Raw genomic sequence first — 14,282 nt, 5'->3', positions numbered from 1 at the left:
ATCCCCATGGACGCGAAACCTCGCCGCCCCGCGGTCGGCCCCGAGAAGGGAACCACCATGTCTCAGCACACCGCCGAAACAGTCCCCACGCGTGAGGAGTTGATCGGCCGCGCACAGGAGCTCGTCCCCCTGCTGCGCCGTAATGCCGACCTGACCGAACGGGAGTCGAAAGTCCCGGCGGAGAACATGTCCGCGCTGCGCGAGGCGGGTCTGCTGCGACTCAGCACGCCCCGCGCCTGGGGCGGCTGGGAGCTGCCGATGCGTCACCAGGTCGAGGTGCTCGCCGAGTTGGGGCGGGGCTGCCCGTCCACCGGCTGGATCGCGGCCAACCACGCCGCCTCCGTCGACCTCGTGATGCTGATGCCGAAGCCCGGACTGGAGGAGATCTACGGCGCCGACCCGGACGCCGTCATGCTCTCGGCCGCGAGCCTCGACCCCGCCCTGCGCGCCGACGTCGTGGCCGGCGGGCTGAAGGTCAACGGCCGCTTCCCGTACGCCTCGGGCTGCGAGCTCTCCGACTGGGCCTTCCTGGCCTGGGTGCCGGTGTACGACGAGGACGGCAAGCAGACCGGCGTGGCGAACCTGCTGGCGCCGCCCTCGGACCTGCGGATCGAGCGGACCTGGAAGGTGGCCGGGCTGCTCGGCACCGGCACCCACGCGATGATCGCCGAGGACCTCTTCGTCCCGGACCGCTTCGTGCAGTTCGCTCCGCTGGAGCCGTCCGGCGAGCCGGTGTCCCCCGTCCCGGCCACCGTGCTGATCAAGGGCAACCTGCACTCCCTGTCCTCGCTGGTGGGCGCGGCCCACGGCGCGCTGGACCTGGTCCGCGCGAAGCTGGAGGAGCACAAGCCGCTAGCCTTCTCCACCTACTCCCGGGCCGTCGACTCGCTCTCGGTGCAGCAGGAGTTCGCCGAGGCGACGCACCTGATCGACACCGCCGTGATGCACATGCTGGCCGTCGCCGACGGATTCGACGCGGTGCCGGAGGGGCAGGACGCCACCCCGGCCGAGCGGGCCCGGCTGCGCATGCACATGGTGACCTCGCTGGAGCGCGCCCGGGAGGCCATGCAGCGCCTGCTGGACCTGGCGGGCACCAGCGGCTTCGCGCAGGCCAACCCCGTCCAGCGGTACTGGCGCGACCTGGAGATCGGCAGCCGGCACACCGCGCTGAACCGTCCGATGATCTTCGAGGACTACGCTCGGTCGCTGCTCGGCACCGGCGCCCCGGTCTCCCTGCTGTTCTGAGCCCGGTACCCACGGCAGAGGCCCTGCCCCGACGCATCGCGCCGGGGCAGGGCCTCTGCCGTGGGGCCGTCAGTCAGGCGCCCGAGGGCGCCGGGGACAGTGCCTCGGCCAGCTCGACGGGCAGCAGCACCGGGCCGCCGTCGGCTCCGTCGGCCTCGTCGGCACCATCGGCTCCGAAGCCGGCCGGCAGGGCGAAACCGGCCGGGCCGCGCACCGTCTCCGGGCGGACCTCGGCCCCGGTCAGGCCACACAGCCAGGGGCTGACCACCACGACCTGGTGGCCCGCCGCGCGGGCCGCACCGACCTGGCCGGCGACATCGGCGGGCAGCGTGCCCGCACCGGCGCCCGGAGCCCCGCCGATGGCCTCGTCGACCAGGAGCGGGAAGACCGTCACCTCGGCACCGACCGTTGCCCCCGCGCCGCCCGTGGCCGCGCACCGGACGGGCGGCAGCGGAGCCATGGCCCGCACCGGCGCCGAGCGGGCCACGAAGGCCCGCAGCGTCGCGTCGTCCAGGTCGGCCAGGGTCGAGTCGAAGCGGCGCAGGGCGTCCGGCGTGCTGAGCTCCGCGACGTACGCGATCCGGCGCGCGGGCGCCCCGTCGCCTCCGTCGCTCTCACCGGCTCCGTCGCTCCCGCCGGCCCGTCGCGTGGTGCGGAAGTCCCGCGCCTGCGCGCGCGGCGCCGGGGTGTCGACGCCGGTCAGGGCGTGCACCAGCGGCAGCGCGTCCTGGCGGCGCAGCAGCGCGCAGATGTCCCGCAGCCCGGCCGCGAGCCGGTCGATCGCCTCGTCGCCGATCGCGTACGAGGGCTGGATGCGAAGCGTGTGCGGGGCGCTGCCGGTGGGCATCAGCCGCAGGCCGTGGCGGCGCAGCAGGAAGCCCGCCACGGCGAAGCCGAAGAATCCGCCGCGGGCGTAGTCGCGGATCACCGGGGACTCGGCGTCCGACTGGTCGGCGAACTCGAAGCCGACCAGCAGGCCCCGCCCCCGCACGTCCCGCACCACGTCGCCGAACTCGGCCCGGACCTCCTCCAGTGCCGCGCGCAGCCGCTCCCCGCGCTCGGCGGCCTGGCGGTAGGCGGCCCCGCCGTCGCGCTCCAGCAGTTCCAGCACCTTCTCGGTGACGGAGCACGAGAAGCTGTCCTTGGCGTAGGTCGAGCTGTGCAGCAGCTCGAACTCCTTGACGTAGCGGGAGCGTCGGACCAGCAGCAGCGAGGTCTTGGCCAGGCCGCCGCCGATGCTCTTGGCCAGGGTGTAGTAGTCGCCGGTCAGCCCGATCCCCGCGCTCGCGAAGAACGCCCCGGTCCGCCCGGCGCCGCTCTGGATCTCGTCGACGATCAGCGGGCACTCCAGGGCCCGGCAGACCTCGGCGATCCGCCCGCCCTGCTCGGCCGTCAGCTCGCGGATGCCGCCCTCACCCTGGACGGGCTCCACGACGAACCCGGCCACGAAGGGCACCGGCCGCCGGTGCACCTGGACGGTGCCGTCCAGCACCAGCACGTCCAGCGCGTACGGCTGTTCCGCCGCCACGTACTTCAGCGCCTCCTCCGGCTGCCCGGCCGGCACGAAGCGGGCCCGGGCGCCGAGCGCCGCGAACGGCAGCCGGAAGGTCGGGTTGTGGGTGAGCTGGAGACTGCCGACCAGCTTGCCGTGGAACCCGCCCTCCAGCGCGAAGAACTCCGGCGAGCGGCCCAGCGCCTTCGCGTTGTGCCGCTCCGCCTCCGCCAGCACCGCGGCCACGTCCCCGCCGGGACCGGCGAGTTCGGCCGCCTCCGGGCCCAGCTGCAGGCCGGTGCCGGCCGCGTCGAGGACCTCGCGCGCGTGCTCCGCCAGCTCGGCGGCCAGCGCGCCCAGCCGGAGGACCCGCGCCAGCTCGGCGTGCTTCATGGCCGCTTCGACGGCCTCGGCCCCGCTGTTCGCGAAGACCACTTCGTACGGCTCGCCGGCCTCCAACTCCCGGTCGGTGACGGCGTTCAGCGCCGCCGCCACCCGCTGCGCCTCGGTGCGCCGGGAGAGCTGCGCGTGGCTGGGTGTGCCCGCCGTCAGCAGGCCGGTGGCGTGCGCGACGAGCTCCGGGTGGTTGTGCCCGAAGAACAGCGAGCCGAAGCCGCCGACGAAGTCGACGACGGGGCTCTGCCCGCCCTCGGGGCCCGGCAGGTACATCGTGTCGCCCTCGGCGCGGACGTACTCGACGTCCAGGCCCCAGACGGACAGGGCTTGGCTCAGGTAACGCTCCGCCAGCTCCTCCGCCGGCTCCTCCGCCGCCAGGCTCTCCGCCGGTTCTTCCACCAGTTCTTCCATCAGTGCGCTCCTCGCATGGGCAGTCCTGCTCTCACAGGGAGGACGCGGGCGCGAAGTCCCGCAGGGGGTTGATCCGGTCCGCGCCGATCCGCGCGCGCAGCTCCGGTGCGGTGACGCCCAGGCCCGGTTCCGGGGCCAGGCACAGCACACCGACCTTGCCGATGTGCTCGTTGCGCTGGACGAGCCGGGTCGCCTCGCCGACCTCGGCGAGCGGGTAGAGCGCGGAGAGGGCGGGCGCGATGGCGCCGGTGGCGACCAGCCGGCCGAGGTCCAGCTGCTCCTTGAGGTTGGCGCCGTGGCTGCCGACCACCCGCTTCAGCCGCATCCACAGGTACCGGTTGTCGAACTCGTGGTGGTAGCCGGTGCTGGAACCGCAGGTGACCACCGTCCCGCCGCGCCCGGCGACGAACACCGAGATGCCGAAGGTCGCGCGGCCGACGTGCTCGAAGACGATGTCCGGGTCCCGGCCGGTCTCGCGGCGGATGATGCCGCCCAGCCGCTTGCCCGCGGCCAGGACGGCCTCGGGCGAGGGGTTCGGGTCGTCGCTCAGTCCGATCTCCGAGCGGTTGACCACCACCTCGCAGCCCAGCCGGCGCACCGCCTCCGCCTTGCGCTCCGAGCCGACGACGGCCACCGGGATGCCGCCGCCGTTGCGGACGAGCTGCACCGCGTACGTGCCGAGGCCGCCGGCCGCGCCCCACACCAGCACCACGTCGCCCTGCTTCATCCGGGCGCCGTGGCTGCCGACCAGCATCCGGTAGGCGGTGCTGCCGCACATCGGGGTGACGGCGGCCTCCTCCCAGGTCAGGTGCGGTGGTTTGGGGACGAGCATGCTGGCGCGCGCGACGGCGAACTCACCGAGCCCGCCGTAGTTCGTCTCGTAGCCCCAGGCACGCATCTCCGTGCCGAGCATCGCGTCCTCGTGCGTGACCGGCTCCTGCTCGTCCACGTGCACCGGGTGCACCACGACGTGGTCGCCGACCCGCCACCGGCGCACGCCGGAGCCGATCCGCACCACCACCCCGGACGCGTCCGAGCCGACCACCTGGAACGGCCTGTCGTGCCGGGCGGCCCAGCCGCCCTGCGCGCCGTAGCGGCGCAGGAACTCGAAGGTCGGGACGGGCTCGAAGGTGGCCGACCACACGGTGTTGTAGTTGATCGAACTGGCCATCACCGCGACGACCACCTCGTCCGGGGCCAGTTCCGGCATGGCCACCGGTCCGACGCGCAGCGACTTGCGTACGTCCTTGTCGGCCACGCCGCGGAACATCGCGGTCTCGTCCGCGCGCAGGTGTGCGGCCGCGAACTCTCCCGGCAACTCCAGGCGTTCGAGGGCCTCCGGCGGCCGGTTCTCGACGATCGCTTCCAAAAAGGGGTTCACGGCAGCTCCCTACTCCGTCTGGTCCGGTGCGCAACCTAGTGCGGGTCGGGTAATCGACGGTTCACCGGGAATTCCCGGCGGCCGGATTCCAGCGAGTTGCCGGGCGGTGGACCGCCGTGCCTATCGTCGTTCGACGTGGCCGTCAATGCGCAGTTCGAATCCCCGGAAGCCGTCGCCGTCGAATCCCCGGATCCCGCTTTCGAATGCCCGGATCCCGTCGCCGTCGAATCCCCGGAACCCGTCGCCGTCATCGGAATCGCCTGCCGTCTGCCCGGCGCGGCCGATCCCGACGCGTTCTGGCAGTTGCTGCGCGACGGGCGCAGCGCGATCACCGACACCCCCGCCGACCGCTGGCGGGACGCCGCCGTCCGCACCCCGCGGGGCGGCTTCCTGGAGCGGGTCGCCGACTTCGACGCGGAGTTCTTCGGCGTCACCCCGCGCGAGGCCGCCGCGATGGACCCGCAGCAGCGGCTCGCGCTGGAACTGGGCTGGGAGTCCCTGGAGGACGCCGGGATCGTGCCGGCCCGGGTGCGCGGCACCCGGCTGGGCGTCTTCCTCGGCGCGACCGCCGACGACTACGCCCGGCTGACCGCCCGGGCCGGCGCCGACGCCGTCTCGCCGCACACCCTGGCCGGGCTCAACCGGGCCCTCGTCGCCAACCGGCTGTCCTACCTGCTCGGTGCGCGCGGGGCCAGCATGGTCGTGGACACCGGCCAGTCCTCCTCGCTGGTCGCTGTCCACCGCGCCTGCGAGAGCCTGTGGTCCGGGGAGTCGGACCTCGCGCTGGCGGGCGGCGTGCAGCTGAACCTGGCCGGCGCCGCGACCGTCGGCGTCGAGCACTTCGGCGCGCTGTCCCCGGACGGCGAGTGCTGGACCTTCGACGCACGGGCCAACGGCTACGTGCGGGGCGAGGGCGGCGCGGTGCTGGTGCTCAAGCCGCTGGGCCGGGCGCTCGCCGACGGCGACGAGGTCCGGTGCGTGATCCGCGGCGGCGCCGTCAACAACGACGGCGGCGGCCCGGAGTTGACCACGCCCGACCCGCGGGCCCAGCGGGAGGTGATCGAGGCGGCGTACCGGCGGGCCGGGGTCGCGCCCGGTGACGTCGGCTACGTCGAACTGCACGGCACCGGGACGAGGGTCGGCGACCCGGTCGAGGCGCGGGCCCTCGGGGAGGCGCTCGGCCGGCACCGCCCGGCGGACCGGCCACTGCTCGTCGGCTCGGTGAAGACCAACGTCGGACACCTGGAGGGCGCCGCCGGGGTCACCGGGCTGCTGAAGGTCGTGCTCGCGCTGCGGGCCGGCGAGCTGCCCGCGAGCCTCAACTACCGCACCCCCCACCCGCTCATCCCGCTGGAGGAGCTCCGGCTGCGGGTCCACGACCGGCTCGCCCCGTGGCGGGACGCCGACGCGCCACGGGTCGCCGGGGTCAGCTCCTTCGGGATGGGCGGCACCAACTGCCACCTGGTGCTCTCATCGGCACCGCCCGCCACCGGGAGCGCGGCCGGTACGGCTGCTCCGGCCGACGACCGGCGCCGGCCGGAACTGCCGCTCCCGTTCGCGGTGTCGGGCCGGGACGAGCCGGCCCTGCGCGCGCAGGCAGGCCGGCTCGCGCAGTGGATCCGCGAGCGGCCGGAGCTGCCGCCGGCGGGCCTCGCCGATTCGCTCGCCACCACCCGTACGGCCTTCGCGACCCGCGCCGTCGTGGTCGCCGAGGGCCGGGAGGCGCTGCTCACCCGGCTGGACGCCCTGGGCGCGGGAGCGGCCGGTGCGGGGACGGTCGTCGGCCGGGCGGGAACGGACGGCGCGGTGGCCGTGCTGTTCACCGGGCAGGGCGCCCAGCGGCTCGGCACGGGGCGGCGGCTGCACGCCGCGCACCCGGCCTTCGCGGCGGCCTTCGACGAGGTGTGCGCCCGCTTCGACGCGGTGCTGGACCGGCCGCTGCGCGAGGTGATCTGGGCCGAACCAGGCTCGCCCGACGCAGAGTTGATCAACCGTACGGAGTTCGCCCAGCCCGGCCTGTTCGCCGTGGAGGTGGCGCTCCACCGGTTCGTCACCGGGCTCGGGGTGCGCCCCTCCTTCCTGCTGGGCCACTCGATCGGCGAGCTCGCGGCGGCGCACGTCGCCGGGGTGCTGTCGCTGCCCGACGCGTGCACCCTGGTCGCCGCGCGCGGCCGCCTGATGCAGGCGCTGCCGCAGACGGGCGCCATGGTCGCCGTCGAGGCGGCCGAGGAGGAACTGGCGGCCGAACTGGCGGAGTCGGCGGGCCGGGTGGGCCTCGCGGCGGTGAACGGACCGCGTGCCGTGGTGCTGTCCGGCGACGCCGACGCGGTCGACGCCCTCGCCGACCGGTGGCGGGCCCGGGGCCGCCGCACCCGGCGGCTGCGGGTCAGCCACGCCTTCCACTCCCACCTGATGGACGGGATGCTCGACGAGTTCCGCGCGGTCGCCCGCTCGCTGACCTACCGGCCGCCCCGGCTCGCCGTCGTGTCGAACCTCACCGGGGACCTCGCCGGCGCCGCCGAGCTGTGCGACCCCGAGTACTGGGTGCGGCACGTGCGTGACTGCGTCCGCTTCCTCGACGGCGTCCGCCGCCTGGACGCGGCGGGCGTCACCACCTACCTGGAGCTCGGGCCGGACGCGGTGCTGGCCCCCGCCGCCCGCGCGGCGCTGCCCGACGACCGCACCTTCCTCAGCGCCCTGCGCGCCGACCGGCCGGAGCCCGCGACCGTGGTCGAGGCCCTCGCCGGACTGCACGCGACGGGCGCCGAGGTGGACCTCGCCGCCGTGATCGGCGGCGGGTCCCGGGTCGCCCTGCCGACCTACGCGTTCCGGCGGCGCCGGCACTGGCTGGCCGGGCTGGACGAACCGGGGGAGTCGGCCGGGACCGCCGGGCCCGGGATCGCCGGCCCCGGCGCGGCTGAACCCGGCGCGCCTGAACCCGGGCCGAGCGCCGCCACACCCGCCGGCGCGCCGCTGCGGGACCCGCTCGACCTGGTGCGGCAGCACACCGCCGCCGTCCTCGGCTCCGACACCCCCGGAGAGATCGCGCCGGACACCGCCTTCCGGGACCTCGGCCTCACCTCGGCCACCGCCCTGGAACTGCGGGCCCGGCTGGCGGCCGCGACCGGCCTGCCGCTGCCGGACACCCTGGTCTTCGAGCACCCCACGCCCGGCCTGCTCGCCCGCCACCTGGCCCACGGCCCGAACACCCCCGAGCGGGCCGACGGGGCGGCAGAGGCTTCCGGCTCCACCGGCGCGGCAGCGGCCGAGGACGCCGACCCGATCGCCATCGTCGGCATGGCCTGCCGCTTCCCCGGCGGCGTCGGCTCCCCCGAGGAGCTGTGGCGCGTCGTCTCCGAAGGCGTCGACGCCATCGGCGGGTTCCCGGCCGACCGGGGCTGGGACGTCGAGGCGCTGTACGACCCCGACCCCGCGCGCCGGGGCTCCTCGTACGTCCGCGAAGGCGGCTTCCTGGCCGACGTGGCCGGGTTCGACGCCGCGTTCTTCGGGATCAGCCCGCGCGAGGCCGCCGCCCTGGACCCGCAGCAGCGCCTGCTGCTGGAGACCGCCTGGGAGAGCCTGGAGCACGCCGGCATCGACCCCGCCTCGCTCCGGGACACCGACACCGGCGTCTTCGTCGGGGCGACCGCCCAGGAGTACGGGCCGAGGCTGGGCGAGCCGAGCGACGGTTCCGACGGCTACCTCTACACCGGCAGCACCCCGAGCGTCGCCTCCGGCCGGATCGCCTACGTCCTCGGCCTGCGCGGCCCGGCCGTCACCGTGGACACCGCCTGCTCCGCCTCCCTCGTCGCCGTGCACGACGCCGCCCGCGCCCTGCGCGGCGGGGAGTGCGAGCTGGCGCTCGCGGGCGGCGTGACGGTGATGCCCACGCCCGGGGTGTTCGCCGAACTGAGCCGCCTCGGCGGGCTCTCCCCGAACGGCCGCTCGAAGGCGTTCGCGGCGGCCGCCGACGGCACCGGCTGGGCCGAGGGCGCCGGGCTGCTCGTGCTCGAACGGCTTTCGGACGCCCGCCGCCACGGCCACCCGGTGCTGGCCGTGGTCCGCGGCTCGGCCGTCAACTCGGACGGCGCGTCCAACGGCCTGACCGCGCCCAACGGCGCGGCCCAGCAGCGGGTCATCCAACGGGCCCTGGCGGCCGCCGGGCTGACCGGCGCCGACGTCGACGCCGTCGAGGCGCACGGCACCGGTACCCGGCTGGGCGACCCGATCGAAGCCCGTGCGCTGCTGGCGACCTACGGTCGCGAACGCGCCGAGGGCCGGCCGCTGTGGCTCGGCTCCGTCAAGTCCAACATCGGGCACACCCAGAGCGCGGCCGGGGTGGCGGGCGTCATCAAGATGGTGCAGGCCCTGCGGCACGAGGTGCTGCCGCGCACCCTGCACGTGGACGAGCCCACCCCGAGCGTCGACTGGAGCTCGGGCGCGGTGCGGCTGCTCACCGAGGCGGTCGACTGGCCCGGCGCGCCCGGGCGGCCGCGCCGGGCGGGGGTGTCGTCGTTCGGCATCAGCGGCACCAACGCCCACCTGATCCTGGAGGAGGCGCCCCCGGCGTCCGACCACTCCGACGCCGTTCCGGCCCCCGACCCGTCCGCTCCGGCCGCTCAGCTCGCCCCGGCCGTTCAGCTCGACCCGGTCGGCCCGCTGGCCTGGCCGCTGTCGGCGCGGACGCCGGGCGCCCTGCGGGAGCAGGCCGCCCGGCTGCGCGCCCGCCTCGGCGAGCCGCGGCCGCCGGCCCCGGCCGACGTGGCCTTCTCACTGGTCCACGGCCGCGCCGACCTCGCCCACCGCGCCGTCGTCGTCGCCCCGGGGGCGGCCGGCTTCGCGAGCGCCCTGGACGCGTTGGCGAGCGGCGCCCCGGACGCCTCCGTGGTGCTCGGCACCGCGGGCGAGCCGGGCCGGAGCGTCCTCGTCTTCCCCGGCCACGGGTCGCAGTGGCCCGGCATGGCCACCGAACTGTACGCCCAGGCCCCGGCGTTCGCCGAGCGCCTGCGGGAGTGCGCGGCCGCGATCGACCCGCTCGTCGACTGGTCGCTGCTCGACACCCTCCTCGGCGGCCCCGGTGCCGCCGCTGACCCCGAACGGACCGATGTCGCCCAGCCGGTGCTGTTCGCGATGATGGTCTCGCTGGCCGCGCTGTGGGAGGCGCACGGAGTGCGGCCCGACGCCGTCGTCGGCCACTCCCAGGGCGAGCTGGCCGCCGCTTGCGTCGCCGGGGTGCTCACGCTGGAGGACGCCGCGACGGTGGTGGTGCGGCGCAGCCGCCTCTGGTCGGAGGAACTGCCGGGCCGGGGCATGATGGCCGCCGTCGAGCTCTCCGCCGACGGCGTGCGGGAGCGCATCGCCGAGCGGGGGGCGCGCCTCGACCTGGCCGTGGTGAACGGCCCGCTCGCCGTCACCGTCGCCGGGGAGCCCGACGAGGTCGAACGCTTCGTCACCGGCTGCAAGGCCGAGGGCATCCGGGCCCGCGTCGTGGTCCGGGCCGGAGCCTCGCACTGCGCGCTGGTGGAGCCGCTGCGCGAACCGCTGCGGGAGCTGATCGGCGGAGTCGCCCACCATCCGCCGCGCGTCCCCTTCTACTCGACGGTGACCGCCGGCCCGCTCGGCGCCGACGACCTCGACGCGGACTACTGGTTCCGCAACGCCCGTGAGCCGGTGGACTTCCAGGGCGCCGTGCTCGCCCTGCTGCGCGACGGCCACCGCACCTTCGTGGAGTGCTCCCCGCACCCGCTGCTCACCTCGGCGCTGCAGGACACTGCGGAGGAGGCCGGGCACCAGCCGACGGCCCTGGGCACCCTGCGACGCGACGAGGGCGGCCGAGGGCGGTTCCTGCGCTCGCTCGCCGAGGCGCACGTCCGAGGTGTCGCGGTGGACTGGACCCCGGCCCTCGCCGGGACCGGGGCCCGCCGAACCGCCCTGCCCACCTACCCCTTCGAGCGGCGTCGGCACTGGCTGGAGCCCGGGACCGGCCCGGCCGACGTCCAGGCCGCCGGCCTCACGCCCGCCGGGCACCCACTGCTGGGCGCGGTGCTCGCCGCCGTCGACGGCGACCAGGTCGTCCTCACCGGCCGGGTGGCGCCACGATCGCCCGGGTGGCTCGCCGACCACGCGATCGGCGGCACCGCGCTGTTCCCGGGTACCGGCTTCGTCGAACTCGCGCTGCGCGCGGGCGACGAGGTGGGCTGCCCGAGGATCGAGGAACTGACCGTCGAGCGGCCGCTGCTGCTCCCCGCCGGGACGGCCGCCGAACTGCGGGTGACGGTCGGCGCCCGCGACCGGCACGGCGTACGGCCCGTCACGGTGCACGCCCGCCCGGCCACCGGCGCGGACGAGCCCTGGACCCGCCACGCCGCCGGAGCGCTGGCCGAGGCCTCCGCCGCGCCGGCCCCCGGCCCGTTCCCGGCCGCCTGGCCCCCGCCCGGCGCGCAACCCGTGGACGTCACCGGCTTCTACCCGGACCGCGCGGCCGACGGCTACGGCTACGGACCGGCGTTCCAAGGCCTGCGAGCCGCCTGGCGACTGGGCGAGGAGATGTACGCCGAGGTCGCCCTCGACCCGGACCGGCACGGCGACGCCCGCCGCTACGCCGTCCACCCCGCGCTGCTCGACTCGGCCCTGCACGCCGAACTCCTGCGCGCCGCCGCCCCCGGGGAGGGGCAGCTGCGGATGCCGTTCAGCTGGACCGGCGTGGGCGTTCCGACGGCCGGCGCCACCGCGCTGCGGGTACGGGTCGCCCCGGCGGGCGGGGTCGCGGTGCGGGTGACCGCGACCGACGCCACCGGCGCCCAGGTGCTGGACGTGGAGTCGCTGCTGCTGCGGCCCGTCCCGGTGGCGGGCCTGACGGCCGGCCCGACGGGCGGCGGGGCCCTGTACGGCCTCGACTGGCAGCCGCTGCCGGCCCGGCCGGTCGACGAGCCCGCCCTCGTCCTGTTCGACGCCGCCGCGCTCGCCGGGGACGGCACGCCCGCCGAGGACGGGGCAGCACCGACCGAGCCGGCGACCGCCGCCGTCCTGGCCCCCGTGCTCAAGACCCTCCAGGCCTTCGCGGCCGACGAACAGCGGCCGGCCGCCCGGCTCGTGGTGCTGACCAGGGGAGCGGTGGCGGTCGGCGGCGACGCCGAGGTGACCGGTACGGCCCAGGGCGCCGTCTGGGGCCTGGTCCGCTCGGCCCAGGCCGAGCACCCCGACCGGTTCCTGCTGCTCGACACGGACCCCGCCGCCGACCGGCCCGACGGCACTGCCCGGCCCGACGACGCCGCCCGTCCCGACGGCACTGCCCGGCCCGACGACGCCGCCCGTCCCGACGGCACCGACGAGCGCGCCGTGCGCCGCGCGGCCGCGCTCGCACTGGCGGCCGGGGAGTCCCAGGCCGCGCTGCGCGACGGTACCGTTCTCGTCCCCCGTCTGGTCCGGACGATCGGTTCGCCCGTCCCCGCCGCGGATCCGAACGGCACCGTGCTGATCACCGGCGGCCTCGGCGGCCTCGGCGCCGAGCTGGCCCGGCGCCTGGTCGAGGCGGGTGCCCGGCACCTGATCCTCACCGGACGGCGCGGCGGGCAGACCCCGGGCGCGGCCGAGCTGCGGGCCGAACTGGCCGCCGCCGGTGCCGAGGTGGCCGTCCGCCGCTGCGACGTCGCCAACCGCTCCGAGCTCGCCGCCCTGCTCGCCGGCATCCCCGCCGAGCACCCGCTCACCGGCGTCTACCACCTGGCGGCCGCCGTCGACGACGCACCGCTCGACGCCATGACGCCCGAGCGCCTGGCGGCCGTGCTGCGCCCCAAGACCGACGGCGCGCTCCACCTCGACGCACTGACCCGCGACCTCCCGCTGACGGCGTTCGTGCTCTTCTCCTCCGCCGTCGGCGTGCTCGGCACGCCCGCGCAGTCCGCGTACGCGGCCGCCAACGCCGCCCTCGACGCGCTGGCCCACCGCCGCCGCGCCCAGGGCCTGCCCGGGCTCTCCCTGGCCTGGGGGCTGTGGGAGCAGGCCAGCGGCCTCGGGCGGCTCGCCGAGGCGGACCTGGCGCGGCTGCGCCGGACCGGCCTCGCCCCGATGACCACCGCGGACGGCTTCGCGCTGCTCACGGCGGCGCTCGGGACGCGGCGCGCCCTGCTCCTCCCGGCGAACCTGGACTCGGCCGCGCTGCGCGACCGGGCCCGGGACCAGGACCTGCCCGCGCTGCTGCGGGGAATCGTCCGGCCGCCGACCCGCGCCGACAGCGCCGGGCCCGGGGCGGTCGTCGCCGAACAGCACGGACTCGCCGCCCGGTTGGCCGGGCTGTCCCGGCCGGACCAGGACCGCGAGCTGCTGGACCTGGTCCGCGCCCACGCGGCCACCGTCCTCGGCCACGACGCGGCCGACCGGGACGCCGTCCCGCTGGAGCGGGCCTTCCGGGAGTCCGGCTTCGATTCGCTGACCGTGGTGGAGCTGCGCAACCGGCTGCGCACCGCGACCGGCCTGCCGCTGCCGACCACCCTGCTCTTCGACCACCCGACCCCGCTGGCCCTCGCCGGGTACCTGCGCGAGCGGGTGCTCGGCCCCGACGGCGCGGAGGCGGCCCCCGCCACCGCGCCCGACCGCCCGGCACACCCGTCCGCGGGCGGCGCCGGCCAGGACGACGACCCGATCGCCGTGGTGGCGATGGCGGGCCGCTTCCCGGGCGGCGTGCAGTCGCCCGAGGACCTGTGGCGGCTGGTCGCCGACGGGGTGGACGCGATCGGCGAGTTCCCGACCGACCGCGGCTGGGACACCGGGCACCTCTTCGACCCGGACCCGGACCGGCCCGGCCGCTCGGCCACCCGGCACGGCGGGTTCCTGTACGACGCCGGGGAGTTCGACGCCGGCCTGTTCGGCATCAGCCCCCGGGAGGCGCTGGCCATGGACCCCCAGCAGCGGCTGCTGCTGGAGGTGTCCTGGGAGGCCTGGGAGCGCTCCGGCATCCCCGTCGCCGACGCGCACGGCAGCCGCACCGGCGTCTTCATGGGCGTGGCCTACCACGACTACGCCGCCCGGGCCGAGCAGGTGCCGGACGGGGTGGAGGGCTACCTGATGACGGGTGCCGCCGCGAGTGTGGCCTCGGGCCGGATCGCCTACACCCTGGGTCTGGAGGGTCCGGCGATCACGGTGGACACGGCGTGTTCGTCGTCGCTGGTGGCGTTGCACCTGGCCGTCCAGTCGCTGCGGCGCGGCGAGTGCACGATGGCGCTCGCCGGCGGGGTCAGCGTCATGGCGACCCCGACCACCTTCGTCGAGTTCTCGCGTCAGCAGGGGTTGGCGGGGGACGGTCGGTGCAAGTCGTTCGGGGTGGGTGCGGACGGTACGGGGTGGTCCGAGGGTGTGGGT

4 protein-coding genes are annotated in these 14,282 nt (G+C 76.4%); 2 read left to right on the top strand and 2 right to left on the bottom strand.

The window, feature by feature from the left end:
- Positions 1–57: 57 nt before the first annotated feature.
- A complete protein-coding gene (locus ACFWIS_RS28085; RefSeq protein ID WP_380459972.1) occupies positions 58–1,245 on the top strand; it encodes an acyl-CoA dehydrogenase family protein in 1,188 nt (395 codons plus the stop codon).
- Between the two features lie 73 nt (positions 1,246–1,318).
- Here the strand turns inward: ACFWIS_RS28085 and ACFWIS_RS28080 are convergent, their stop codons facing one another.
- Both ACFWIS_RS28080 and ccrA read right to left on the bottom strand, forming a co-directional pair.
- Positions 1,319–3,544, bottom strand: coding sequence for an aspartate aminotransferase family protein (locus ACFWIS_RS28080; protein ID WP_380463301.1), 2,226 nt, complete (start codon positions 3,542–3,544; stop codon positions 1,319–1,321).
- 31 nt (positions 3,545–3,575) lie between these two features.
- A complete protein-coding gene (gene ccrA, locus ACFWIS_RS28075; RefSeq protein WP_380463303.1) occupies positions 3,576–4,925 on the bottom strand; it encodes a crotonyl-CoA carboxylase/reductase in 1,350 nt (449 codons plus the stop codon).
- 135 nt (positions 4,926–5,060) lie between these two features.
- On the opposite strand from ccrA, the gene ACFWIS_RS28070 reads away from it, so the two are divergent.
- Positions 5,061–14,282 (top strand): type I polyketide synthase (locus tag ACFWIS_RS28070; RefSeq protein ID WP_380463306.1); only part of this gene is annotated, 9,222 nt, incomplete at its 3' end.

Source organism: Kitasatospora sp. NPDC127060, assembly GCF_042724935.1.
GTDB lineage: Bacteria > Actinomycetota > Actinomycetes > Streptomycetales > Streptomycetaceae > Kitasatospora.
Note: the sequence above shows the minus strand (reverse complement) of the source record. Positions and strands in the feature narration are given on the sequence as shown.